Annotated in this window: 25 protein-coding genes; 17 read left to right on the top strand and 8 right to left on the bottom strand. The window is 45.9% G+C overall.

Annotation, left to right across the window (positions count from 1 at the left end; genetic code table 11):
• Positions 1-106: 106 nt before the first annotated feature.
• Positions 107-2527 carry a S8 family serine peptidase gene (locus MHI30_RS20025; protein ID WP_075751597.1) on the bottom strand — a complete coding sequence of 807 codons (2421 nt, stop codon included), beginning with the start codon at positions 2525-2527 and terminating at the stop codon, positions 107-109.
• A 482-nt stretch (positions 2528-3009) separates the two neighbouring features.
• On the opposite strand from MHI30_RS20025, the gene MHI30_RS20020 reads away from it, so the two are divergent.
• The 5 genes from MHI30_RS20020 (at position 3010) to MHI30_RS20000 (ending at position 7596) form a co-directional block, all read left to right on the top strand.
• Positions 3010-3300: a hypothetical protein gene (locus MHI30_RS20020; RefSeq protein ID WP_075751596.1), complete on the top strand. Its 291-nt coding sequence runs from the start codon at positions 3010-3012 to the stop codon at positions 3298-3300.
• A 42-nt stretch (positions 3301-3342) separates the two neighbouring features.
• A complete protein-coding gene (locus MHI30_RS20015; RefSeq protein ID WP_075751595.1) occupies positions 3343-4173 on the top strand; it encodes a PRD domain-containing protein in 831 nt (276 codons plus the stop codon).
• Between the two features lie 244 nt (positions 4174-4417).
• A complete protein-coding gene (locus MHI30_RS20010; RefSeq protein ID WP_023857021.1) occupies positions 4418-5797 on the top strand; it encodes a sucrose-specific PTS transporter subunit IIBC in 1380 nt (459 codons plus the stop codon).
• 18 nt (positions 5798-5815) lie between these two features.
• A complete protein-coding gene (locus tag MHI30_RS20005; protein WP_075751594.1) occupies positions 5816-7240 on the top strand; it encodes a sucrose-6-phosphate hydrolase in 1425 nt (474 codons plus the stop codon).
• Between the two features lie 89 nt (positions 7241-7329).
• On the top strand, positions 7330-7596 hold the full coding sequence (locus tag MHI30_RS20000; protein WP_065644515.1) for a hypothetical protein: 267 nt from the start codon (positions 7330-7332) through the stop codon (positions 7594-7596).
• A gap of 34 nt (positions 7597-7630) precedes the next feature.
• On the opposite strand, the gene MHI30_RS19995 is transcribed toward MHI30_RS20000, so the two are convergent.
• The gene (locus MHI30_RS19995; RefSeq protein WP_020453339.1) at positions 7631-8443 is read right to left on the bottom strand and encodes a bifunctional hydroxymethylpyrimidine kinase/phosphomethylpyrimidine kinase; all 813 of its coding nucleotides are present in this window, start codon (positions 8441-8443) and stop codon (positions 7631-7633) included.
• 237 nt (positions 8444-8680) lie between these two features.
• Here MHI30_RS19995 and MHI30_RS19990 point away from each other — a divergent pair, with 237 nt between their 5' ends.
• The gene (locus tag MHI30_RS19990) at positions 8681-9499 is read left to right on the top strand and encodes a glycosyltransferase family 2 protein (RefSeq protein ID WP_020453338.1); all 819 of its coding nucleotides are present in this window, start codon (positions 8681-8683) and stop codon (positions 9497-9499) included.
• 13 nt (positions 9500-9512) lie between these two features.
• Complete coding sequence (locus MHI30_RS19985) at positions 9513-10190, top strand: uracil-DNA glycosylase (protein WP_020453337.1); 678 nt, start codon at positions 9513-9515, stop codon at positions 10188-10190.
• A 51-nt stretch (positions 10191-10241) separates the two neighbouring features.
• Here the strand turns inward: MHI30_RS19985 and MHI30_RS19980 are convergent, their stop codons facing one another.
• Entirely contained in the window at positions 10242-11624 is a 1383-nt protein-coding gene (locus MHI30_RS19980) for an aldehyde dehydrogenase (RefSeq protein WP_075751832.1), read from the bottom strand.
• A gap of 270 nt (positions 11625-11894) precedes the next feature.
• Here MHI30_RS19980 and MHI30_RS19975 point away from each other — a divergent pair, with 270 nt between their 5' ends.
• From MHI30_RS19975 to MHI30_RS19940, 8 genes are all read left to right on the top strand, one after another.
• Positions 11895-12203, top strand: a complete 309-nt coding sequence (locus MHI30_RS19975) for a YwdI family protein (RefSeq protein ID WP_020453335.1) — start codon at positions 11895-11897, stop codon at positions 12201-12203.
• Between the two features lie 38 nt (positions 12204-12241).
• Positions 12242-13543, top strand: coding sequence for a purine/pyrimidine permease (locus MHI30_RS19970; RefSeq protein ID WP_075751593.1), 1302 nt, complete (start codon positions 12242-12244; stop codon positions 13541-13543).
• A gap of 67 nt (positions 13544-13610) precedes the next feature.
• A complete protein-coding gene (locus MHI30_RS19965; RefSeq protein WP_041817476.1) occupies positions 13611-13982 on the top strand; it encodes a DUF423 domain-containing protein in 372 nt (123 codons plus the stop codon).
• Positions 13983-14140: 158 nt separating this feature from the next.
• Positions 14141-14779 (top strand): response regulator transcription factor, encoded by a 639-nt coding sequence (locus tag MHI30_RS19960; RefSeq protein ID WP_075751592.1) that lies wholly within the window; start codon positions 14141-14143, stop codon positions 14777-14779.
• 14 nt (positions 14780-14793) lie between these two features.
• The gene (locus MHI30_RS19955; protein WP_075751591.1) at positions 14794-15900 is read left to right on the top strand and encodes a histidine kinase; all 1107 of its coding nucleotides are present in this window, start codon (positions 14794-14796) and stop codon (positions 15898-15900) included.
• A 103-nt stretch (positions 15901-16003) separates the two neighbouring features.
• Entirely contained in the window at positions 16004-16939 is a 936-nt protein-coding gene (locus MHI30_RS19950; protein WP_075751590.1) for an ABC transporter ATP-binding protein, read from the top strand.
• 16 nt (positions 16940-16955) lie between these two features.
• Positions 16956-18080 carry an ABC transporter permease gene (locus MHI30_RS19945; RefSeq protein ID WP_075751589.1) on the top strand — a complete coding sequence of 375 codons (1125 nt, stop codon included), beginning with the start codon at positions 16956-16958 and terminating at the stop codon, positions 18078-18080.
• A 1-nt stretch (position 18081) separates the two neighbouring features.
• Entirely contained in the window at positions 18082-19227 is a 1146-nt protein-coding gene (locus tag MHI30_RS19940) for an ABC transporter permease (RefSeq protein ID WP_075751588.1), read from the top strand.
• Between the two features lie 41 nt (positions 19228-19268).
• On the opposite strand, the gene gerQ is transcribed toward MHI30_RS19940, so the two are convergent.
• Positions 19269-19805, bottom strand: a complete 537-nt coding sequence (gerQ, locus tag MHI30_RS19935; RefSeq protein ID WP_075751587.1) for a spore coat protein GerQ — start codon at positions 19803-19805, stop codon at positions 19269-19271.
• Positions 19806-20197: 392 nt separating this feature from the next.
• A complete protein-coding gene (locus tag MHI30_RS19930) occupies positions 20198-21544 on the bottom strand; it encodes a TrkH family potassium uptake protein (protein ID WP_075751586.1) in 1347 nt (448 codons plus the stop codon).
• Positions 21545-21966: 422 nt separating this feature from the next.
• Here MHI30_RS19930 and bslA point away from each other — a divergent pair, with 422 nt between their 5' ends.
• Positions 21967-22506, top strand: coding sequence for a biofilm surface layer hydrophobin BslA (gene bslA, locus MHI30_RS19925; RefSeq protein ID WP_178388297.1), 540 nt, complete (start codon positions 21967-21969; stop codon positions 22504-22506).
• 45 nt (positions 22507-22551) lie between these two features.
• On the opposite strand, the gene hemQ is transcribed toward bslA, so the two are convergent.
• Positions 22552-23316: a hydrogen peroxide-dependent heme synthase gene (hemQ, locus tag MHI30_RS19920; RefSeq protein ID WP_059230855.1), complete on the bottom strand. Its 765-nt coding sequence runs from the start codon at positions 23314-23316 to the stop codon at positions 22552-22554.
• A 288-nt stretch (positions 23317-23604) separates the two neighbouring features.
• Here hemQ and pta point away from each other — a divergent pair, with 288 nt between their 5' ends.
• Entirely contained in the window at positions 23605-24576 is a 972-nt protein-coding gene (gene pta, locus MHI30_RS19915) for a phosphate acetyltransferase (protein ID WP_059230853.1), read from the top strand.
• 42 nt (positions 24577-24618) lie between these two features.
• Here the strand turns inward: pta and MHI30_RS19910 are convergent, their stop codons facing one another.
• The gene (locus MHI30_RS19910; RefSeq protein ID WP_075751585.1) at positions 24619-25569 is read right to left on the bottom strand and encodes an amidohydrolase family protein; all 951 of its coding nucleotides are present in this window, start codon (positions 25567-25569) and stop codon (positions 24619-24621) included.
• An 18-nt stretch (positions 25570-25587) separates the two neighbouring features.
• Entirely contained in the window at positions 25588-26367 is a 780-nt protein-coding gene (locus MHI30_RS19905; protein ID WP_075751584.1) for an IclR family transcriptional regulator, read from the bottom strand.
• Between the last annotated feature and the right edge of the window lie 111 nt (positions 26368-26478).

The raw sequence follows: 26478 nt of genomic DNA, 5'->3' as shown, positions 1-26478 counted from the left end.
ATTGCTTTTTTCACGTTTTGAAGAGAAGGGGGATCTTCTCCTGAACGCATTATCCGTATTTTAACATAAAAAAGCCTTGTTGAGTGGTTCTCAACAAGGCTTGTCATTATTCGACGATAAAAGGGTCTTCCGTCAAGATGTAGCTTGATTTTCCTTTGGCGGACGCATAGGCTAGCATATAGTATTTTCCGGATTTAAGGGTTGCGGCGTCATTGATTTTGCCGTTCCATTGATAAGATTGATAGCCTTTGCCCTGGTTTTTGTAAACGCCGGCCTGGCCGAGAAGGTTCAGATTTTCATCATAGACGAGAAATGCGAGCTCTTCAGCCCCGCCCGGCAGGTAGGCTTCGATCGTGTAAGCGCCCTGCTTTGCCCCCGGTTCAACCGTTACGGATGTGACGCGCGGGTAGTCTGGCTCTTTGACGATCAACAGGAGCGGGATTTCGGCGACTTTTCTTCCGTCTTCACGGATGTAAACCGTGCCTTCATATGTGCCTGCTTTCGTTTTCGCGGAATTGACGGTTACTTTTGCCGCTGCTTTACCTGTTTGATGGGCCGGTACCACGACTCGTTCCGTTCCTGATACCGTGATGCCCGCCCCTTTAAAGGAGTATTCGAGCTGATAGGCTTTTCTGTGTGAAGAAAGGTTTTCAATCGTGAACGCTTGTTTTTTCGTTTGTTTTCCTTTGTCTTTCAGAAATGTTCCGTATGAATGGCTGCCCGGCGTTACAATGGATGAAGCTTTAAGGGCCTCGATGATGCGGATGCTGCCCGCTCCTTGCGTATTGTGAGGGAGAGGCTTTCCGTTTTCATCCGTCAGTTTTTCCGCCGTATTCATCAGCACGCCTTTGATTTGCTCTGGCGTCCAATCCGGTTTGGCCTGTTTTAATATGGCTGCCGTTCCCGCGACATGCGGGGAAGCCATGCTTGTACCCTGCTTTGAACCGTAACCGTGAGGGTTTTTCGGATCATGGGTCGGAATGGTGCTGACGATATTGACGCCTGGCGCTGAAACGTCAGGTTTAATCATCCATGTATCCATGACAGGTCCGCGGGACGAGAAGGAGGCAATCGTTTCCCCGAGTTTTTTGTCCAATTTGAAAGAAAAGATAGCGGAGCGTTTTCCTTCTTTGATCTGTTGAACAAGCTTTTCGCCCTCTTCTTTCGACAATTTGACGGTCGGTACGGCCATCCCTACAACATTGGCCTCGATTTCCCCTGTTACATTATTGTAAATCACGGCTCCGACAGCGCCGGTGTTTTTGGCGTTTTCAGCCTTATCCACAAATGGAATGACGCCTCTCTGGATAACCGCTACTTTTCCTTTCACATCTTTGCCTTTGAAATCGTCAGCTTGTCCGATGCCGGCTTCAACAAGTTCCACCTCTTGACCGTTCAAAGCTTCAAGATCTTTTTCCTCCTGGTACCCCATCACTTTTGCTGATGAATAAGAAGGAAGCGTCACAGAATATTCATTAAACGGAAGCTGTGAGGCGCCGACGGAAATCGCATCCCTTGAAGTTCCCGGCGAGCCGACCGTCCAGTTTTCCGGTCCGCTGTTTCCGTTTGACGTCACAGCGACAACCCCTTCGGCCATTGCCCAGTCAAGTGCGATGCTCGTTGCATAATCAGGGCTGTTCAGTGAATTTCCCAATGAAAGGTTCATCACTTTTGCTCCGTCCGCAACGGCTTTTTCAATGCCGGCAATCACGTTCTCGGTTGTTCCTGAGCCGCCGGGGCCGAGCACACGGTAAGCAAGCAGCGTTGCTTCTGGCGCCACACCTTTAATCTGTCCGTTCGCGGCGATGGTCCCCGCAACATGGGTGCCGTGATCAGTCGCTTCCCCGCGCGGGTCGCCTGTCGGTGTTTCTTGTGGATCATAGTCATTATCCACAAAGTCATACCCCTTATATGGGCCGAAATTGTTCTTTAAGTCAGGATGTGTGTAATCCACACCCGTGTCAATGACGGCTACCTTAATGCCTTTACCGGTATAGCCTGATTTCCATGCCTGATCCGCTCCGATGTACGGTGCACTTTTATCCATCTGTGGATAAATGGCGTCCGCTGCAAGTGTCACGTCTTTTCCTTTTATGCTGTCAGGTTTGTAAGCTGCGTTCGGATAAACCGCTTTAACTTCCTTGACGGCGAGCAGCTTCGGAATTTCACTGGCCGGCAGTTTCATTGAAAAACCCGAAAATACACGGTCGTATTCACGGTTTATTTTCGCTTTTTTAAGTGTTTTCAGCGCACTGTTTTTCGCTTTGCTGCGAGCGGTTTTTAAAGAAGCTTTCGTTTGTTTTTCTCCATTCGCTTTTGCTTCGGCAAGCGACTTTTCTTTCAGCTCCACAATAACCGTTGTCTGTTTATCAGACGTCACATCAATATCACCGTAGATTTCAGCTTTCTCAAGCTCAGGCGACTTTTGATCGGGAACGGATGTTGCCTGCACTCCGGTGAGGAATGTGGATAACGCAAATAATAGAATAAAAGCCATAACGAAATTGCGCATGATACTTTTTCTCAATCTGTTTTCCCCCTTATGGATAAATGATTTCTTTGTAATCCTTAGAGTTTCGAACTTTTAAAATATTCTCTCATTTTCAAAAAAATCCTTCTATATATAGAAATAATTTTCAAAGATTCAATGTATTGGAGCGTGTTTCTTTAGATTTATGCACAATTTACTGTGTATAAGTGAATAAACTTGTGTATAGATATTGTAGGGAATATACGTTCTTATACTAAATGTTGAATAAATATGTGGATATGTGGATATACCCTGTGGGTAATATGTGTTTATCCTTAGGATAAGCTGTGAGTAAGTTACATTCATGGTTTGTTTCCGTTGAATCATGCGTTTCCATCAGTTTTCAACAAAACTTCTAAAAACTAGAATCAATTTGCACACACATTGTGACAAACATTTTCATTTTGCTGGGATAAGATAGAGCAAGAAAGTTTAATAGAGTTGCTAGTTTTATCACAACGAAACTGGAGGGGATCGGTATGAAAGGTTTGATATCATTTTTAAAATTATGGACGGCTGTACTGCTGAATGCGGTGGTGCCTGTCAGAGAGACTCAGATGAAGGTGATGGCGTTCGCCGGCGGTACATATCAGGCTGCCGATGCTTATCAGGCAGGCGGCTTTTCGGAAAAAAGAGAAGAGAAGACAGAGGGGATGTCGGGCTGTAAGAGAGTGAAGCCCGGCAGTTATACAACAGAACCAAGCCAGGCTGTTTGCAAAAAAGCGGTGAAAAGAGTAAGAGCCGGACCAACTCTTTACACGGGAACTTAAACAAGGTAAAATCCCACTCATAACGGGAAGTGGGTGACAGCTTTGAAAATCTATAAAGTACTGAACAACAATGCAGCAATCATAAAGGAGGATGGTCAAGAAAAAATTGTCATGGGGCCTGGTATCGCTTTTCAAAAAGGCAAAAACGATACCATTCCAAGAAACAAGGTAGAAAAAATTTTTACCATTCATGAAGAAAATGAAAAGTTTAAACAAATCCTCGAAACACTTCCGGAAGAACATATTGAAGCTGCCGAAGAGATCATCAGCTATGCGGAAGGGCGGCTGTCCGCACCGTTGAGCGATCATATCCACATCGCCCTTGTGGATCATTTGTCATTTGCAATCGAGCGAGTCCGCAAAGGATTCGTCATTCAAAATAAATTATTAAATGAAATCAAAGCGCTTTATAAAAAAGAATATGAGATCGGACTCTGGGCAATCGATTTGGTCAAAGAAAAATTGAAAGTCGAATTGCCTGATGATGAAGCGGGTTATATTGCGCTGCATATTCATACCGCAAAAATGGATGCGGAAAACATGCAGAAGACACTTAAATACACGAACATCATCAAAGAATTGATAGAAAAAATCGAATGCTGTTTCAATCAGAAGATTGACGAAAACAGCATCTCATATCAGCGTCTTGTCACGCATCTCAGGTATGCCATCAACAGGCTGGAATCAAATGAAGCGTTTCATGTCATGGACGATGACATGCTTTATTTCATCCGGCAAAAGTATCCTGAAAGCTACCGGTGTGCGGCAGGTCTGGCGGATTATGTAAAAATTGAATATGATCTTCATCTTCCGGAATCGGAAGTCGGATATATTACGCTGCATGTCCAGCGTTTAAATGATTCCTATAGGTAATACCGCCTGATAACGCGCGATCAGGCTTTTTTTAGGTCGATTTTCACAGAAAATAAAAAAGTAGTTGACGAAAGCGTTATCACATAATAAAATGAAAGCGTATTAAAAAAAAAATACCGGGGATTGTGACTGGTAAAGCAGGCAAGACCTAAAATTTGCTAGATGAATGGGGAGAATCTATCCGCCATTCGTTGGTGAATTTTAGGTCTTTTCTGCTTTTTTTTTAAAAAAAGGAGGAGTCATCATGAATCACAAAGAAATCGCCGTACGTCTTATACAGCTTCTTGGCGGAGAAGATAATGTCATCAGTGCAGCTCATTGTGCGACAAGGCTTCGTTTGGTGATCAAGGACGAAGCGAAAATCGACCAGGAAAAGGTCGAAGAGCTGGAAGGTGTAAAAGGAGCCTTTTCGAGCTCTGGCCAATACCAGATTATTTTCGGAACAGGACTTGTTAATAAAGTGTATGAACAGTTTGCCAAAGAGCTGAATCTTGACCAAAAGGAAACGGTTCAGCACAGCGATGCCGCAAAGGGAAAAATGAATCCTTTAGCGCGATTCGCGAAAACGCTGTCAAATATTTTCGTGCCAATCATCCCGGCCATTGTTGCAAGCGGTTTATTAATGGGGCTGTTGGGGATGATGAAGGCATTTCAGTGGGTCGATCCTGATGCGGCGCTGTATAAAATGCTTGATATGTTCTCAAGCGCGGCATTTATTATCCTTCCGATCTTGATCGGTGTCAGTGCTGCGAAGGAATTTGGCAGCAACCCTTACCTGGGGGCTGTACTTGGAGGTATTTTAATTCACCCGAGCTTGTTCAATCCTTGGGGACTGGCAACTGCATCACCGGATGTCATGAACTTTTACGGGCTCAAAATCGAGATGCTTGGCTATCAAGGAACCGTTGTTCCAATTTTGCTTGCCGTGTATGTGATGAGTAAAATCGAAAAAGGCGTAAGGAAAATTGTTCCAAACGCGATCGATCTTTTAGTCACACCGTTTGTCACGATTATTTCAACGGGATTTATTGCCTTTATCGCAATCGGTCCTTTAGGAAGAATGCTTGGTACAGGGATCACGAACGTTTTAACTTATGTATATGATCTTGCCGGACCTGTTGCCGGACTGATTTTCGGAGGAACATACTCGCTGATCGTTTTAACTGGTGTTCACCACAGTTTCCACGCGATTGAGGCCGGCCTTATCGCTGATATCGGCAGGAACTACCTGCTTCCGATCTGGTCTATGTCCAATGTCGCCCAAGGCGGGGCCGGACTTGCCGTATTCTTTTTGGCAAAGCGCGCAAAAACAAAAGAAATCGCTTTACCTGCTGCTTTCTCTTCTTTTCTCGGTATTACAGAACCTGTTATTTTCGGTGTTAACCTTCGTTACCGCAAGCCGTTTATCGCGGCAATGGCCGGTGGAGCGCTCGGTGCTGCATACGTTGTCTTTATGAATGTTGCGGCAAACGCCTACGGTTTGACGGGAATTCCGATGATTGCGATTGTCGCCCCTCTTGGAATGGGCAACCTGATCCATTATTTAATCGGAATGGCGATCTCTGTGTCTGTCGCGTTTATCACAGCCTTTATCTTAGGCATTAATGAAGACGAGAAAAAGTGACGGAAGGAGGGGAAAACGATGAATCAAGATCAAAAGGCAATAAACCGGGTTGGAGAATACCGGGATATTGTAAACCTTGATCCCTATCGGCTGCATTATCACATCATGCCTCCTGTCGGACTGCTGAATGATCCGAACGGGTTCATTCAGTGGAAGGGAGTTTACCATCTTTTTTATCAGTGGATGCCTTTTAAAACGGGGCACGGTGCAAAGCTGTGGGGGCACTACTCTTCAACAGATCTCGTGAACTGGCGGCATGAAGAGATCGCCCTCACGCCGAGCGACTGGTTTGATAAAAACGGCTGTTATTCAGGAAGCGCGATCGCTGAAAATGATGTGCTCCACCTGTTTTATACGGGGAATGTCAGAGACGGCGAGGGAAATAGGGAGACCTATCAATGTCTCGCCGTCTCGAAAGACGGCATCTCATTTGAAAAACAGGGGGTTGTTGCAAGGCTTCCGAAAGGATATACGGCTCATTTCCGCGATCCGAAAGTATGGGAAAAGAATGGAAGCTGGTACATGGTGCTCGGCGCCCAGACTGAAAAACTTGAGGGCAGAGCCGTTCTGTTTCAATCGGATAATTTGAAAGACTGGCAGTTCCTTGGCGACATCACAGGTTCAAATACAAATCAGCTCGGGGAATTCGGCTATATGTGGGAATGCCCTGACATGTTCGAACTGGACGGCAAAGACGTTTTAATTGTCTGCCCGCAAGGCCTTGAAGCGGAAGAGATGCGCTACCAAAACGTCTATCAGTCAGGTTATTTTGTCGGTGAATTGAACGAGCAGAAACCAGGTTTTACACACGGAGATTTTGAAGAGCTTGACCGCGGCTTTGATTTTTATGCGCCGCAGACGACAAAAGACGAATCAGGCCGGCGGATTTTGGTCGCCTGGATGGGTGTTCCAGACCAGGATGAACAGAGCCAGCCGACGATTCAGCATCAATGGGTGCACTGTATGACATTGCCGAGGGAATTGCATTTGCAAAACGATAAAATCGTTCAAAAACCGGTCGCGGAGCTTAGAAGTCTCCGCCAAAACGAAAAACACGCGGCAATATCACTTAATCAAGGCACCGAAAAACTGGACATTGTTCAACCGGACAAAACCGAGCTTTTCATCAGCCCGCAACTTATTGAAGAGAGCTTTGAGATTTCCTTCAGGGGTGCCGCGCGGCTCATTTACAATAAAGCTGACGGCATCATAACCTTGGAAAGAAACAGCTATGTTGATGAAATAACGGAAGCCAGACAGTGCCGTTTGCATGAGCTTCGCGATTTAAACATCTTTTTAGACGCGTCTGCGATTGAAATCTTCATCAATGGGGGAGAGGAAGTCTTTACGGCAAGATATTTTCCTTACCCGGGAAATAATGATGTTTGGATCAGTGCCAGAAAAGAAATCATAGTGAATGTGACATCCTGGACGGTGGCATAAAGGGAGCGGGTGCGGTTTGCTATTTTCTGTACAATCCCTTTATGATATGCTTTTTTTAGAGAGAGTGCAGTGAAAAAGGGGTTGTTTTTTTGGATCAAAACCAGCAGAAGTTGACAGCCGTGCGTTTGAAAAAAATAGCGGATCATATTGAGGATACGAGAGAGGAATACAATGGTTTGCTCCTTCAGATGAAGAAGCTGATCGGCGGTATTGAAGATAAAACAATTCCGAATGATGAAGAAATACAAAAGAAACTTCAAGACACTTATGAACAAATGAAAGAATATGCTCTTTTTGTGGAATCGATCGAGACTTTCTTAAGATCATCTGCAAGAACGATGAAACGTGAAAGCTAAATAAAAGCCAGCCCCTTTTAATGGGGCTGGCTTTTTATTTGCCGCTGAGCCGTAAAGCGGAGTGCTTCGTCGGCCCGACGTATTGATTCAAACGGAACGATTCGCGGATGGCTTCCGTAATAAACGTTTTTGCAGAATAAATGGCTTCTTTTACATTTGAACCTTTGGCGAGTTCAGCCGTAATCGCTGCGGAATAGGTGCAGCCCGCCCCGTGCGTGTATGGAGTTTCAATTCTTTCTCCTTCGATGACTTCTGCATCGCGGCCGTCAAATAATACATCTACCGCTTTTTCGTGATTCAGTTTGCCTCCCCCTGTAATGAGGACGTGTTCAGCGCCGAGCCCGTGAATGACTTTTGCCGCTTCCTTCATTTGCTCAACCGTTTTAATTTCTCCAAGTCCGCTGAGCTGGCCGGCTTCAAAAAGGTTTGGCGTAATGACCGTGGCAAGCGGAGCCAGAAGCTCTCTTAAAGCCTTTGCGTGTTCGGGATACAACACTTCATTTGCCCCTTTACATACCATAACGGGATCAATGACGACATTTTTCATGCTGTGCTTCTTGATTGTGTCTGCCGCCAATTCAATGATGTCAACGGTCGGAAGCATGCCCGTTTTCATCGCATCTACCCCGATGCCGTCCACAATCGTCGACAGCTGGGCGCGGATGACCTCTGTATCAACCGGGAATACCTGGTGATTCCAGTTGTTCTCAGGATCCATGGCGACAACAACCGTAAGGGCCGTCATTCCATAGACGTTCTTTTCTTGGAACGTTTTTAAGTCCGCCTGAATGCCGGCGCCTCCGCTTGAGTCAGAGCCGGCGATTGTCAGTGCTTTGTGCATTGTCATGTTCAGTCAATCCTCCACGATAAGAGATTCCATCCAAAGTTGGTTTATTACTTATTATAGACAGCTTTTCGCAAGATCACAATGAAATGACTGCCGCTTTATAGTGCAGCGGTCCTCTGCCAAATTTCGTGAATGGGTTGGCATAAAAAACCAAACCATCTTTTGATCCATGTGAAATTATTCGCATTATGATTTAATATGTTTAGAATGAAATAAGAAGGAGCGTATATTACAAACATGAACATATCTATCGTAGTTGTCACGCACAACCGGGTCACCGCTTTGTGCGAATTGCTTGAATCCATTACAAAACAGTCTGTTGCACCGTTTGAAGTCATTATTGTTAATGATGCCGGGGAGAGCGTCGACTTTGTTGAGCGCCTTTATTCAGACCTTCCGATCAGAGTTATACATCTGAAAGAAAACGTGAAGCATGTAAAAGCGAGAAATATAGGGGTGAAAGAAGCTTCCGGAGATGTTATTATGCTGTGTGATGATGATGATTTTTTCACTCCGTGCCATATGGAAAGAATGTTAAATGCGCTGGAGACCGCCGATTTTGTTTATTCGGATGCTGAGATTGTGTCTTTCGAAGAAAAAGAGGATAAAAGAATTCCGACAAGCCGTTATCTTTTTGCGTATTCCTTTAACTTGGATGAAATGAGGAAGTTTTCTACATATGTTCCTTCAGGGAGTATGTACAAACGGTCTCTTCATGACGAGATCGGCTATTTTGATCCTGCCGTCCACAATTATTGGGATTGGGACTTTTTCCTGAGAGCAGCTGAGCGGTTTCGCGTGAAAAGGGTTCCTTTTGCAAGCGTAATCTATGCGTTTTCAGATCAGGGTGACAACCAATCCGGAGATCTTGGCGGAATGAGACAGTATTATTTGGATGTCTTGAGTGAAAAGCATCAGCTTGGCAAGCTGCCGACAAAGAACTTTTTCGTACTTCTCGAAGAACCTGCCATGAAAAAAAGGGAAGCGGAAAGCGAAATCGTCTGGGACGGAAAACCGGTCGCATCCAGGCTTTCCGCTGCAAGACAATTGAGTTAAGGAGGCCTGAACATTGAAACAGATTTTGAATGACAGCTGGTGGCAGCAGCTAAAGGACGAATTTAATAAGCCTTACTATCAAGAACTGAGGGAAATGCTGAAAAGGGAGTATGCAGAACACACCGTATATCCTGAACCGAACGATATATACAATGCTTTGCATTATACTTCCTATGAAAATGTTAAAGTTGTGATTCTCGGCCAGGATCCGTATCATGGCCCGGGGCAGGCTCATGGCTTAAGCTTTTCCGTACAACCCGGCGTCAATCCGCCGCCTTCTTTGAAAAATATTTTTATAGAATTGCAGAATGACATTGGCGCCGACATCCCCAATCACGGTTCTCTCGTGAGCTGGGCTAAGCAAGGCGTTCTGCTGCTGAACACCGTTTTGACCGTGAGACGGGGTCAGGCAAATTCGCATAAAGGAAAAGGCTGGGAACAGCTGACAGACAGTATCATAGATGTTTTAAACAAAAGAGATAAGCCGGTCGTTTTTATTCTCTGGGGCCGGCATGCCCAAATGAAAAAAGAACGAATCGATACATCCAAGCATTTCATTATCCAATCGCCGCATCCGAGCCCATTCTCGGCTAGAAACGGGTTTTTCGGGAGCAGACCGTTTTCAAGAGCCAATCAGTATTTGGAACAAATCGGTGATGAGCCGATTGATTGGTCCCTTCCGAATCTTTAAAATCGCGAGAACCGCTAAAATAAGCGGTTCTTCGTTTTGTCTGGCTCCTATCTAGCTGAGAAGTTTTTTGATGATCCGCAGCCCGTTTTTTGATGAAGGGTAACGGAATGAAATGTCAAACAGGTTTGTCTGTTTTAAAACGCTTTTCTCGTGGGAAAACGTCTTAAAGCTGTGATACCCATGGTAACTTCCGATTCCGCTTTCACCTACGCCGCCAAAGGGGAGGTAAGGTGTGGCTGTGTGCATCAGCGTGTCATTGATGCATCCCCCGCCAAATGAAACCCGGCTGAGGATGTGCTTCTGTACCGTTTTTTCATTCGTGAACAAATAGAGCGCGAGCGGTTTAGGGCGGCTTTGAACCATTTGGATAACGTCTTCGATTGTTTCATAGCCGATGACGGGAAGGAGCGGCCCGAAAATCTCTTCCTGCATGATCGGCGATTCCCAGTCAGGTTCATCGATAATGGCCGGAGCAATTTTAAGTGCGTCTTTTTGATACGTTCCTCCTGTAACGATATTCTCGTTGTGTAAAAAGCGGAGTAACCGTTCGAAATGACGTTCGCTTATGATTTTTCCGTACGCCGGATGGCTTTCCGGCGCTTTTCCGTAAAAGGTTTGGATCGATTGCTTGAGAGCGCGCATCAGCTCGCTTTTTACATCTTTGTGTACGAGCAGATAATCAGGCGCGATGCACGTCTGTCCTGCGTTTGTCAGCTTTCCGAAAACAATCCTTTGAGCTGCAAGCTTGAGATCAGCATCCTTGTGCACGATGCAGGGGCTTTTTCCGCCAAGCTCAAGTGTGACTGGAATGAGCTGTTTTGCTGCGGCTTCCATGACGACTTTGCCCACGGGAACACTGCCTGTAAAAAAGATATAGTCAAATTTTTGCCGCAAAAGCTCTTGATTCGTCTTCACCCCGCCCTCAATAACGGACACATATTCGGGCGGAAAGATTTCCTTAATCATCTTGGATATGACGCTGGATACAGCGGGAGCAAGCTCTGACGGTTTGATGACGGCCGTATTCCCCGCAGCAAGTGCGCCGATCAGAGGCGAAACGGCAAGCTGAAACGGATAGTTCCATGGTGCGATGATCAGGACCGTGCCATAAGGCTCCGCAATGACGATGCTTTTTGAACCGATGTGCGAGACGGCCGTTTTGGCCTTTTTCGGCTTGGCCCATTTTTTTAATCGTCTGCTGATGAAGCGGATTTCTTCCAGTACAATGCCTATTTCCGTCATATAGGCTTCGTGCTCTGATTTATTAAGGTCTTTCTGAAGGGCTTCAAGTATGTCCCGTTCATATTTTTTTACAGCATTCTTAAGAATGTTGAGCTGTTCCAGACGATTTTCAACAGCGAGTGTTGCCCCGCTTAAAAAATATCGCTTTTGCTCGGTAACAGTCGTTTCGATGGAGGGTGTACGTTCTGCCATTCCCTGCTTCCTTTCGCTTTTAGAAATTCGAGTGAAGTTTTTTTCATTATGTGTGACAGCCTTTTCAGCTGTCAACTTCTAGCCGTAAGAAAATCGGCGTTTTCCACCTGCGTTTGCCTGCAGATATCTTTTTTAAAAGTGCAAAAGGCCATATTTCACAGCAGGAGAGGCAATTTTTCGCAATGGATATTTGCAAAGTGCATTCGGCACGAGAGAAGTTAATTTGGTAAAATGAAATGGAAACTGAAAACGGTTTGGAGGATCGATTTGATGAACATACATATATCAAGTTTGCTGGAGAAGATGGAGGACGAATTGAAAAAAGCAAAGGAATGCAGCCAGGAAAACGAATTGAAAATGCACATCGCGGTTATCCGCTCTCTTTGCGACGTCATTGTTGAACCGCAGCAGCGGCCTTCTGTCCAGTCTTCACCCTATGTTCAAACGGCCAATAAACCATCGAGCGACCAGCTGATGCTAGAAAAAATGATGGGAAGCGCCGGTGCTGAACAATACAAAAAACAAGAGAAACAAAAGCATGAAGATGACGGCAACGGAGATTCTATTTTTGATTTCTAGGCGCCGTCCGGCTGTTTAAAAAAGAGAGGTTGATCAACTTGAAACTGCTTTTTGGGGCTTTACAATGGACGGCATTTATTATTGCGTCCGCAATCGTGGTGCCCATTGCAATCGGGCAGTCATTCGGGCTGAACCAGGCAGAGACCGCAGGGCTGGTTCAAAGCACTTTTTTCGTGCTCGGCACAACGGCTTTTATCCAATGTTTATTGGGACACCGCCTGCCGATTAATGAGAGTCCGGCTGGCCTCTGGTGGGGCGTGTACACGATTTATTCCGGTCTTACAGGGACCGTATTTGCGACTCATATCGAAACGCTTCAGGGGCTGCAGGGAGCGATGCTGTTAAGCGCGGTTTTCTTCTTTATTTTTAGTTTATTTAAAGTCATTGATAAGCTGGCTGTGATGTTTACCCCTGTTGTGACGGGCATTTATTTACTGTTGCTGGTTATCCAGCTTAGCGATCCGATCGTTAAAGGTGTCATGGGGATCGGCTACCGGAAAAACGAGGTCGATATACCCGTGTTTTTGCTGGCGGTTGTGATCATGCTGGCTACGTTTCTGATGAGCCGGTCGAAGATTCCGGTACTTAAGCAATATTCAATTTTAATTGCGCTTTTCGGCGGCTGGGTCTTATTTGCCGTATTCGGCGTGGCGAAGGCGCCTGAGCGTGCGAACCAGCTGTTCCACCTTCCGGATATTTTTCCGTTCGGGATGCCGCTGTTTGACAGCGGATTAGTCGTTACTTCGCTGTTTATTACAGTGTTGTTAATCGTCAATATGCTCGCCAGCATACGGGTGGTTGAAGGAGCGGTCAGACAGTTTGAGAAACTGGAGGAGAGGAAGCGGGCCCGTCCTGCCGGATTTATCGCCTCCGTCAGCCATTTGCTGAGCGGATTGCTCGGAGCTGTAGGGACGGTGCCGATATCCGGGGCGGCCGGGTTTATTCAAACGACGAGAATGTCTTCGAAAAAACCGTTTTTGCTCGGGAGTCTGATCGTGATCGTCATCAGCTTTTTCCCGCTGGTTATGAATACTTTTGCCAGCCTGCCGTCTCCGGTCGGCTTTGCGGTGAACTTCGTCGTGTTTTCAACGATGGTCGGCCTGGCATTTGCCGAATTCGATTCTTATGAAAAGGACGAGGCAGGCCGCATCCGTTTTGTTACCGGGATTGCGCTCCTTGCCGGCGTTGGGGTCATGTTTGTACCTGAAAGTGCTTTGGAAGGAATGCATCCTGTTTTTGTTTCTATTTTAAGCAATGGGCTTGTCCTTGGAACAATTGTAGCGATTGCTGCGGAACAGATGCAGCTTCGGAAAAAGAAATTTGACAATATCGTGTCATGAGATGTGCAAACGTTGAAATTAAAGGCGTGTGCGCTATGATGATAAAAGAAAGGCGGGGGATTTGATCGTGAAATTATTTTTAATTTTAGGTGCTGTCAATGCGATGCTTGCGGTTGCTTTAGGGGCGTTCGGAGCTCATGGTCTTGAAGGGAAAATTCCCGAGAAATATTTGCAAATCTGGCAGACCGGCGTCCAGTATCATATGTATCATGCGCTCGGTTTAATTGCCGTCGCGCTCATCGCGGCAAAGCTTACAGATGCGGGAAGCGTAACTGCGGCAGGTTGGCTGATGTTTGCCGGAATCGTTTTATTTTCAGGAAGTTTATATGTCCTCAGCCTTACGCAAATCAGCGTCCTCGGCGCGATTACTCCGCTGGGCGGTGTGGCGTTTATTGCCGCATGGATCATGGTTGTTGTTTCAGCGGTCAAATACTTGTAGCTTTACTAAAAAGCCAATCTCCTGAAAAGGATTGGCTTTTTTTTATTTTAACAGGGGCTGATTCATGGTAATTTAATGTTATGAACAGGGCGAAAGACCCGGCTTTTGCATTTTGACAGAAGGGATGTGCATGGCGGAGGACCGGTCTCCGTTCAAAGATGAAAATTAAAGTGATCATTGCGGATGACAATTCATTCATAAGAGAGGGTATGAAAATCATATTGAGCACTTATGATGAATTTGAAGTGCTGGCGACGGTAGAGGATGGCTTGCAAGCGGTCGAATTTTGCCGCGGCCAAGCTGTGGATATCGCACTGCTTGATGTCCGCATGCCCAACATGGATGGAGTGGAAGCTGCGCGGCTCATTTCAGAAACGGGCGCCAAGCCTTTTATTTTAACAACGTTTGATGACGACGAATACATCGTTGCTGCAATACGGAACGGAGCAAAAGGATATTTGCTGAAAAATGCCGAGCCTGAGCGAATCAGAGACGCGATTAAAAGCGTGTTCAACGGCCATACTGTCATGCAGGATGTCATCCTCGACAAGATTAAATCCAATTTGGCGGAGCAAAAAGAAGCGGAATCCAAAATAGACGAAAGCCTGTTTACCGAACGCGAGCTCGGAATTATGGCTCTGATCGCCAGAGGGCTGTCCAATAAAGAAATTTCGAAAGAGCTGTTTATTTCTGAAGGTACGATCGCCAATTATATTTCCTCGATTTTGGGGAAAACAGGGCTTGAACACCGGACGCAAATCGCGATTTATTATTTAACCGGAAACGTTAACTTTTAACCTGGGGGATCACCATGGAATTGCGGATTATGACCGGTAAACTGATTTTGTTGGGATTTATCATCTATCAATGCGTTTCTTCGGAAATTGACAATCTGCCGTGGCTTGTATTCAGCCTTCTTGTTTACGCCTGTATCAACCTCGGGATTGCGATTTTACCTGAAGGAAAAATAAAAAAGCTTTTTATTATTATGTCTGTCATTATTTCAATTGTTTCTTATGCAGATGTGCACCCCCTATTTATATTATTTCTTCCTTTTAGCCTGTATGAAGGAGCAGCTGATTTCGGGCTGCCGAAGTGGGTGGTACTTGCCGCTTCAATCGGTCCGGTTTTGTTTATCAATGAAAGCATCTCAGCGGTCTACGCGTTGACAGCCGCTTTTCAATTTTTGCTGTACTGGGCGGCAAGCCATGATGCAGCGCGGATTGAAAAGCTTGAACATCATATCGATCAAACGAGAAGAGACCTGGAGAAGCTAACAAACATGCTGCGGGAAAACAAAGAGTTTATCAGACAATCCGAATATACGTATAAGCTTGAGGAGCGCAACCGGCTTTCCCAGGAAATACACGATAAAATCGGCCATTCCATGACAGGAGCGCTGATTCAGCTCGAAGCGGCGAAGCGCGTCCTTGACATAGACAAGGAAAAAGCTTCCGAGCTCCTGCAAAACGCGATTAACATCTCCAAGGACGGGATCGAAAACATCAGATTGACGTTAAAAAGCGTCAAACCGCCTTCAGAACAGATGGGTATCCACAGATTGAAGCTGTTTATCGATGAATGTTCGGCGCGGTACCATATGAATATTTCATTTTTGCATAAAGGCGATTTGGATGTTATTTCTCAAATTCAGTGGAAGATTATTTTTGAAAATATCACCGAAGCGCTGACAAACTCGGTGAAATATGCTGAAGCGACACATGTGTCCATCTATATTCATGTGCTGAATACGCTCATTAAAGCCGAAGTGAAAGACAACGGAAAAGGGCGGCAGAAAATCAAGAAAGGGATGGGGATCATCGGGATGGAGGAACGGGCCGCTTCTGTTAACGGAAAGGTGATTGTTGACGGTTCGAACGGCTTCTCTGTCACCACCCTGCTGCCCAAGCATGAATGATTTCATGAATTGAATATGAATTTTCTCATGTGAAAAAGATGAAATGCTGCACTGCCGCACCATTCATCTTTTTTTTATAATGAAGTCAAAATGAGGTGAGAACATGAATGTATTGGAAATTCATCATTTAACGAAAAAATTTGGCGACTTTGTTGCCGTCGATAATATATCACTCTCAATCGAAGAGGGCGAAATATTTGGATTGCTCGGCGCAAACGGGGCGGGAAAGAGTACGACCATTCACATGATCTCGAGTTTGCTGAGAAGCAATGAAGGCGAGATTTTGATTCTCGGAAAAAACATTGCGAAACACCGCAAGTTCGCCAAGATGAATATCGGCATTGTTCCGCAGGATCTGGCCATTTACGAGGATTTAACGGCATATGAAAATGTAAAGTTTTTCGCCGGGCTCTATGGTCTGCGCGGGGCCCATTTGCACAATCGGGTGGAAGAAGCATTGCAGTTCGTCGGTTTAAGCGATAAGCATAAAAGCTTTCCGAAAAACTTTTCCGGCGGGATGAAAAGAAGGCTCAATATCGCCTGCGCGATCGCCCACAGGCCAAAGCTGATCATCATGGACGAACCGACGGTTGGAATTGATCCGCATTCGAGAAATTATATTTTGGAATCCGTCAAAAAGTTAAATGCGATGGGATGTACGATTATTTACACGAGCCATTATATGGAGGAAGTTGAAGAGATTTGTACGCGGATCGCCATCGTTGATCACGGAAAAATTATCGCCGAGGGAACGAAGGAGCAGCTGAAATCGATCATTACCAACACGAAAGATATTCAAGTCGTTCTTAAATCTGCGGAAAATATCGATATCGGCGAACTAAAAACGATCAGCGGTGTGGAAGCGGCTGTTCTTGAAGACAATACGCTCAAAATCAACTCGGATGCAGGCGTCAATAATTTAAACCAGATTATTGAAAAGCTGATGAAAAACGGGGCCGAGATTCGTTCATTGGAAGAAAAAGCGCCTAATTTGGAAACCGTGTTCCTGACCTTGACCGGAAGACAGTTGCGCGATTAGAAAGGGGGGCCATGGTTTGAATACACTCATCATTGCGAAAAAAGAAATTGTATCGGCTTTTCGGGACAAGCGGACATTCCTTTTTATGCTGGCATTTCCGATTGTACTGATGATGATTTTAGGCACCGCGCTGACGAACGCTTTCGATCAACAAACAGCAGCGGTCGGCGAGGTTCATGTCTTGTATAAAGACAAGTCTGACGGAGCGTTTTCACAAGGTTTTAAAACATTCGCAAAAGAAGCGAAAACATCCGGCGTTCATTTTAAAAAAGTATTGTCCGATATGGATGAAAAACAAGAAATCAAACAAGGGAACTACGATGCTTATCTTGAAATCGAAAACAGCGGCATCAAGCTTTACCAAATGGATAAAAACAGTATGAAAAACAGCATTATTCAAGGGATGCTGACCGCGTATGCAAACCGGTACAATGCCGCAGCAGAGATCATCAAAGCCGCTCCTGAGCAAGCGGGTGCCGTGCTCGGTGACACACCGGGCGACCATTATATCAAGGAGACGTCGCTCAGCTCAGATAGAAAGCCCAACTCCATAGATTATTACGCGGTTGCCATGACCACTCTGATCGCGCTTTACAGTGCATTAAGCGCCAGTTATTTAATAAGGGGAGAGCGGCTTGGAAAAACAGCCGACCGGCTGATCGCGGCACCGGTTCATAAAGGTGAGATTTTTGCCGGCAAGCTGATTGGCAATCTTGTGACAAACGGATTGTGTATTTTTGCCGTCGTCGTACTCAGCAAATACGTATTTAAAGCGAACTGGGGAGATCATCTCGGCCTTGTGGCAGCCGTGCTGTTCAGCATCGTATTGTTTGCCGTATGCCTCGGCCTCGGCGTCAGTTATTTGACGAGAACAGGGGAGGCGGCAGTGGCGATCATTAACGTGTTGATTCCGCTGGTTGCATTTTTCGGAGGCGCTTATTTTCCTGTCGACGGTGCGGAAGGTGTTTTAGCTTTGATCAAAAACCTGTCTCCGCTCGCCTGGACGAACGAAGCCATTATGAACATTATATTTGCGGACGATCTAGCGGCAGGGCTGCCCGCCATCTTGCTGAACATCGGCTTATCCCTGTTATTTCTGCTGATTGCCGTTGTCTCATTGCAGAGAAGGGAGGGGCTGTAAGATGAAAGAAATGCTATGGCTTGTCAAAAACACACTGAATGTCACCTTCAAAAAGAAGATCAATATCTTTCTGTTTGTATGTCTGCCCTTGCTAGGCATATTCGTATCGCTTTTAACAGAGGGAAGTATGGACAAGACAGATTTGCGCGTCGGAATTATCAATCATGACGGCGGACGAATCGCCGAAGATACTAAGGATTTTTTGAAGGGGATCGAGAATGTCAACATCAGCGCGGTCAGTGAAGCAGAAGGGAAAAGTCAAGTTGCGTCAGGGGAGCTTGATTGCGCCATTACGTTTGAACAAGGCTTTTCTCAAAGCGTGCAGAACGGAGAACCGGCTCATATCGCGATTGCATCTGTCAAAGGCGCTGAAATTACCGGATTTGTGAAATCATATGTTTATCATTACATTGATAATATCGCCGCAATCGGCAAATCGGCGCAGGGGAATGAAAAGCGTTTTGAGGAAATGTATAAAAATTACCGGAGTTCTGAAGCGGGTGTCAAAACATATACGGTTGAAGACACGGCGAAAAATAGAAACATGACGGAGCGGACGGTCGGTTTTCTTCTGATGGCGATGCTTTTTTCAGCGGGAAGCTTGACCGAACTGTTAGTGAAGGAAAAAGAGAACAGAACGTATTTCAGGCTTTTGACCACACCGATAACGGCAAGGCAGTACGTGATGTCCAACGTGGCCGTCAGTATGTCTGTCATCACATGCCAAATCTTTTTAACATTGATAATGGTGAAATATGTGTTCCGCATGGAGACCGGCATCTCATTTTGGGAGATGGCAGCGGTGCTGTTGATCTTTGCGCTAAGCGCGGTCGGTCTGGCATTGATCACAGTCGTCTTTGCAAACAGCTCCAAGTCATCCGGGGTATTGCGAAATTTAATTTTCACGCCGACGATCATGCTGTCCGGATGTTTTTGGCCGATTGAAATCATGCCGTCTTTCGCACAGCGTATCGCGGACTTTCTTCCGCAGCGATGGGTGCTGGATACGCTGGCAAAATTGCAGGAGGGACAGCAGCTTCAAGGTCTGTATTTGAATATCATGATCCTGTTTGCTTTCGCTGCTGTCTTTTTCCTCATCGTTATTTACAAATTCAAACGCAATAATGATGTGAGAAACTTTGCTTAATATTGATAAAAAAAGGGTTCGGTTTTAATTAAACCGAACCTTTATCTTGGGGTATATGAGGCCATTGAATACGGATAATCATAAGTGATCGGCTCATCAAACGTAATATAGTCAAGATACACCATCAGCAGCAAATAGCGTGTGCCCGTTTTTCTGTCGCTTAAAATGATGTGGTCGCGGCCGGCTGCTTCAATTTCTCCCCGAAAGACTTTCGCATTCCACTCCGGATTGTTTTCGAATGTCATATATACGGTTGCCACTTTTCCGCGATTGAGCCGCAAAATGTTTTCAATGTAGGATTGCTCAAGCGGCAGCATGCCTGGGATGCTCGGCGAAGTCTGCTGTGCTGAAGGCATCGGAGGGACCTGGACTCCTGCCGGCTGCGGCTGAAACAGCTGTGGGCCGGGCTGCTGCTGCGATTGCTGCCCTCCCATTTGGGTGAAAGGCTGCTGTCCCTGCTGCTGATACATTTGCCCCATCTGTCCCATCTGCGGATAAGGGTTGGGCCCCATTTGCTGCCGGAAATCCGGCATCTCAAGCTCTTGAAGCGGCTGAAATTGATTTTTTTTAAATTTCATCTCGTTCCTCCTCATTTCATTGTGTCAAAGTCATGCCTACCGTCCATACATGAGGAATGATAAAGTGCTGCTATGAAGACGATCCGGCTGTAAAAGCAGGGGGGCTGACTCAAGATGATAGATCAATATTTCCCATCCCTTTTACAGTATGAACGGGCGGGATGGAATATGACGACACATCATGTTGGAAAGAGAAAAACAGAAAGACCGCTCATGAAAAGAGCGGTCTTTCAGCGTGTCGACAAACCCTCGCATTCGTTGTCGGGCCTGCTAAGTCGGTGCTTACGAATAGGAGAAGGATCGGCGGCTAACCGCCCAGGCGTCCTGCCTGAACGCCGCCGTCATCACCTCCTGTGAAAGTCCGCTCGCAAAAAGAGCGGTCTTTCTAAATATTAACCTGTGATCACTTCATCTTCAGGATGGCGGATCGGTGCCTTCTTCGGCTTGGCCAGCGTAAACGCCATAGTCAGAGGCCCGACGCGGCCGATAAACATCATCATCATGATAACCGCTTTGCCTGCGGTCGTTAAATCAGGTGTCAGTCCCATCGACAGGCCGACCGTTCCAAAAGCGGAAAATACTTCAAAGACGATTTCCAAAAATGGAGCTTTCTCTGTGATCGTCAATATAAATAATGCGAAAAGCACGAATAAAAAACTGATCACAATGATGGCCAAAGCTCTTAAAATGGTTTTCATTTTAATCGCCCTTTTGAACACAACCGTCTCGCTTTTTCCCCTTAAAAAGGTGATCGTCGCCAAGATCATCACGATAAACGTTGTCAGTTTAATTCCGCTCCCTGTTGACGCGCTTCCGGCTCCGATAAACATCAAAACGATGGTTAACAGGAGGGAAGGCGTTGTCATCTGGGCGATATCAAGCGTATTGAATCCGGCTGTTCGCGGTGTCACACCTTGGAAGTAAGCACCCCACATTTTGTCGGCTAAAGGCAATCCGCAGAGCGTACCCGGATTCGAGTATTCCAAAATAAAAATCAGCAAGGCGGCTGTCGTATTGATGATCAATGTTCCAACGATCATGAGCTTGGAATGGAGCGATAATGTCCGGAAGTTTCGCTTTGTCCATAAATCCAGCAGAACGGTAAAACCGATACCACCTGTAATGAAAAGGCCTGTGATGACAATGTTGACAATCGGGTCGCCGACATATTGAGACAAGTTGTCCGGCCACAGGGAGAACCCCGCATTGTTAAAGGCTGAAATCGTGTTAAACAAACTATGAAACAAGCCTTTTTGCAAACCGTATTCAGGAACCCATCTGATCGAAAGGATCAGAAATGCCGCAAATTCTATGACAATGGTGAAAATAAACAAATGCTTGACCAAGCGGACAAGTCCGCCTAAAGAAGTCTGGTTAAATGCTTCTTGAACGAGAATTCGTTGCTGCAAGCCGATTTTTTTGCCGATCATCATGACGACGAGGACGGCAAATGTCATTAAGCCGAGTCCGCCGATTTGAATCAGGCACATAATAACTGTTTGTCCGAAAACCGTAAAATCTGCCCCTGTATCGACAACGACAAGGCCCGTAACCGTAGTTGCAGAGGTGGCCGTAAATAAAGCATCCACCCATGAAATGTAAGTAGTGGAGGCACCGGGCAGCTTCAATAAACAGGCGCCGATAGCAATGATAATCAAGAAACTGAGCGCCAGCGTCTGCGGCGGACTAATATTGATGATCTTACCTTTTACAAGATTTGAAGAAACCAATTTAGGCATTTTTTCGTTCCTTTCTTCATCCATTCAGTCAAAACATGAATGGAGAAAAAGCAAGGTGATTTCAATTTTAAACGCAGATGGTAATGTTTCAATAATGTCAATAATGTACAGCCAGATACATCGTTTGTCAACAAAAATCAGGAGGATGAAGAGAAGGAATGTAGACGGGTCTTTTGTCCTTTACTAAAGCACAGCGGAGAAAATCAAGAGGAGCAACGCCTGGTTAAATTCTATTATTTTGTATTTATTTTAAAAATATGACATGGAAAACATTTACTACGCGCTGGAAAAATGGTAGTTTTTAATAGAAATCACCAAAGTGCCGGCGCTTTGGGAAGAAGGCGTTGCTTGATGTTGCCTTTCTTGCACGCTTTCGTCATGACGAATGATGAAAAAAATGATGACCAGGGGGAATTGCTGTGTTGAAAAGAATGTATCGTTCTAAATTGTCAATCTTGGCGGTTAGTCTCGTGATGATGGTTGCGATTTTTCTGCCTTCATTCCAGGCCGGCGCTCAAACAACCAAAACTGAATCTGTCTACCGCCCGGCTGCGAAAGCTTCCTTGTATTCGGTGATAACAGGTGCTAGCAAACAGGAGTGGTCGTTCTCGGATATTGAGTTAACGTATCGTCCGAATTCAATCCTGGCGCTGGGAACGGTTGAATTTACATTGCCGTCGGGATTTTCCGCAACAACGAAAGATACGGTGAACGGAAGAGCGCTGACAACGGGGCAAATTTTGAACAACGGAAAAACGGTAAGGCTGCCGCTTACAATTGATCTGCTTGGTATTGCGGAGTTTAAGCTGGTGCTGGCAAACAAAACGCTGCCTGCCGCAGGAAAGTATACATTCCGGGCGGAGAACAGAGTGCTGGGGCTCGGATCGACTTTCTATGCCGAATCTTCAATCGAGGTGCAAAAAAGGGCGACTCCGCCTACACAGCCGTGTAACTGCAAGTAAATAGAAAAAAGCTCCAAAGACTTCGGTCTTTGGAGCTTTTTATCATTACACATGCAAAAATGCAGGCAGCTGTTCATTTGCGAGGCGGTTGCCGACAAAGAATGAACCGAATTCACCGTAGCGGGCGCTTACTTCATCGAAGCGCATTTCATAGACGAGCTTTTTGAACTGGAGCACATCATCTGAAAAGAGCGTGACACCCCACTCATAATCGTCAAATCCGATTGAGCCGGTAATAATCTGTTTCACTTTTCCCGCATAGCCGCGTCCGATCATCCCGTGGCTGCGCATCAAGCTTCTTCTCTCTTCCATAGACAGCATGTACCAGTTGTCATCGCCTGATCTTCTTTTATCCATCGGATAGAAGCAGACATATTTGGCGTTCGGGAGCTCAGGGTACAGGCGCGCCCGCACTTGCGGATTTTCGTAAGGGTCTCCGTCGCCGCTTCCCATATAGTTGCTCAGCTCGACAACGGATACGTATGAATAAGCAGGTATCGTGTATTCAGCGAGTTTGGATTTGTTGAACTCAAGTTCAATTTGATTTAATTCCTCCATAGTAGGACGCAAAATCATCAGCATGAAGTCCGCTTTTTGGCCGACGATGCTGTAAAGCGTATGGCTTCCGTTACCTTCTTTTTGAGCAGCTCCCCATTTTTCAAGAAGACCTGTAAATTCGCTGATAATGATCTGGCGCTCATCGCTTGAAAGCATTTTCCATGCGGACCAGTCCATTGTCCGGAAATCGTGAAGGGCATACCAGCCGTCAAGCGTTTGTGCGGCTTCGTTCGTTTTTTGCTGTTCGCTCATTTTGCAATCACTCCCAATTTGTATGTACTTGTCTTCATCATATCATAGTTTGCCGCGTTTTATCCGTCTAGGAGATTTGAACAAAAGGTGACACTCTGTCGTATAACTGGGAAAGGCTGTTATATACTAATAGAAGGTTTAAAGCCTGCCGCACTTAAATTAATTTAAAAAAATCGTTTAAAAAGTGAAAGCATTATAATAAAATACAGAAGGATTGAATTTATATCACAAAAGAGTATGCTTAATAGAGAAATGAAGTATTTGTGACACTTTCAAGGAGGGTATATAGTGGCAGATCTATTTACAACAGTGCAGGAAAAAGTAGCAGGAAAAGGAGTTAAAATCGTATTTCCGGAAGGTATGGACGAGCGTATTCTCAAAGCTGTCAACGACTTGGCCGGAAACAACGTATTAAAGCCGATCCTTGTTGGAAACGAGCAGGAAATCAAAGAAAAAGCGAACGGGTTGAATTTGACGCTGGATGGCGTTGACATATACGATCCTCATACATACGAAGGAATGGAAGACCTTGTTCAGGCTTTCGTTGAACGCCGCAAAGGAAAAGCGACGGAAGAACAGGCCCGCCAAATCCTTTTAGATGAGAACTATTTTGGAACGATGCTTGTTTATAAAGGGCTTGCCGACGGTCTTGTCAGCGGTGCGGCTCATTCAACAGCGGATACGGTTCGCCCTGCGCTGCAAATTATTAAAACAAAAGAAGGCGTGAAGAAAACTTCCGGCGTCTTTATCATGGCGCGCGGCGATGAACAGTATGTATTCGCAGACTGTGCGATCAATATTGCGCCTGACAGTCAGGACCTTGCGGAAATCGCAATCGAAAGTGCGAACACAGCGAAAATGTTCAACATTGACCCTCGTGTCGCCATGCTCAGCTTTTCAACAAAAGGCTCGGCAAAATCAGACGAAACTGAAAAGGTAGCCAATGCGGTTGCAATCGCCAAAGAAAAAGCGCCTGAGCTTACACTGGACGGCGAATTCCAATTTGACGCGGCATTTGTTCCGTCTGTCGCTGAGAAAAAAGCGCCGGACTCCGTCATTAAAGGTGATGCAAACGTATTTGTTTTCCCAAGTCTTGAAGCGGGGAACATCGGCTATAAAATCGCTCAGCGCCTCGGCAACTTCGAAGCGGTCGGTCCGATTCTGCAAGGGCTGAACATGCCTGTAAACGACCTCTCCAGAGGATGCAACGCTGAAGACGTTTATAATCTTGCGCTGATTACGGCGGTTCAAGCGCTGTAATTTGTTGTTGAAAAAGGTGAACCTGAAGAGGTTCGCCTTTTTTTATGCTTCAATCGCTACATTCAGCAGAGATTCCGCCCCTTTCCGACTGGGATCGAGAGGCGGCCACTGACAAAGGTCAAAAGGAAAATCGGAACCCGGAACAAGGCGGTCTTCTCCGATGAGCTTCTTCAAATATGCCGCACTTTCTTTCTCCCACAGCACGCTGTCAAACCAAAACTTCCGCAAATATTCGATAGGCGGAGCCGAAAGCGATGAAGAAACGCCGGCCCATTTGTCATACCCTTTGTTCAGTCTTCCGATCTGATAAGGCAAAAAGCCGCCGCCGTGCGCCAACAGAATTTTCACATTTTGAAAACGGTCTGTTAACCCGCTTAACAAAAGGTCTGCGGCACAAATCGTCGTTTCCCACGGAACGCCGATCAAATTTGGCAGCATCCTGCGGCGAAGCCGCGGATCTTCAGAAAGAAGCGGATGGATAAAGATAATCGCTTTTCTTCTGTCAGCCGTTTCCCAAAACGGTGTAAATGCTTCGTCTGAGAGAAGCATTTGCGAAGCGCCGGGGCCGATAATCGCTCCTTTAAGGCCGTTGTTCATCGCTTCATTCAGGCGCTCGCTCGCCTGTAAAGGGCTGTTCAGCGGGACGGTGCCGAGGCCTGAAAGGCGGCCGTCGTGTTTTTTAACCCATCCGGCAAGCGCTTTGTTGTATACAAAGGACAATTCGTCTGTGATTTCTTCGGCGAGATCGTAAAGGAAAAGCTGCGGAACCGGCGATACCAATGAGTGTGAGACGCCGGCCTCCTGCTGGGCTTCCAAATATAAAGCCTCCTGATAGAACAGCTCTTTTAATTCAAAGCCCCATTTGTGATTGACCGTCAAAAACTCCGCTTGGCAGCCAGCCTTTTTTTCGCGGACCGCGTGGACTCTCTTTTCATTGTCGTCCAGCCAAAGCAGCACATCGTGCGGTATAAAGTGCGTGTGAAGATCATACAAAGCCAATTCCCCCAATTTTTATATTCGTTGCCAGTATCCGATCCTTTCGGAAATATCCCGGGCCGCTTTTTTTACTTGGTATACGATTTTCGCCTGCCGGGCCTTTATGCGTTCTGCCGGGCCTACGACACTGATGGCGTACAACACTCGTCCCGCGTGGTTTCTGACAGGAGCTGAGATGGATGTGACACCATCAATAAATTCCCCGCAACTGATGTCAAATCCGTTTTCTTTAACGGTTTTCAGCGCCTCTCTCAGTTTGTCCCCGTCTGTAATCGTTTGTTTCGTACAGCTTTTCAAGCCGTCCTTCACATACTCATCCAATATGCCATCTTCATCAAAGGCGAGAAGCACCTTGCCCGAGCTTGTGCAATGCATCGGGTTTTGCCGTCCGATATATGAGAGAAGTTCGACAGGGCGGGGGCATTCCGTCCGATTGAGATAAACGACGCTGAGATCGCATCGCATCGCAATATGCGACGTTTCGCCGGTCTCTTCTGTCAGCCGTTTGAGGACCGGCTGGGATTCGCGGTTGATTTCAAGAGTGGAGTTGACAATGGTGTTTAACTTCAGAACCGATAAGCCGAGCTTGTATCTTCTGGATTCCGGGTCCTTCATGACAAACCCTTCGCTTTCCAATGTAGTCAAAAGGCGCGATACTGTGCTTTTTCCGAGGCCGAGCGATAAGGCGAGTTCGGTTAGTTTCTTTTCCGGTGTCTCTAATGTAAACGATTGAAGCAGCCGAAGTGCATTTTTTACTGAACCGAGCAGCTGGTGGTCCTTTGTCTCAACAGTCATAGGTTCCTCAACTCTCTCCCTTGTTTTCGTTTCCTTTTGTTCCATAATATAACATGATTTAAAAAATAAAAAAGCGGAAAATATCAAATTTTCGGAAAAAATGTCTGATTT

Source organism: Bacillus sp. FSL L8-0528 (genome assembly GCF_038593085.1).
GTDB classification, from domain to species: Bacteria; Bacillota; Bacilli; order Bacillales; family Bacillaceae; genus Bacillus; species Bacillus paralicheniformis.
The sequence above is the reverse complement of the archived record's forward strand: the minus strand, read 5'-3'. Positions and strand labels throughout refer to the sequence as shown.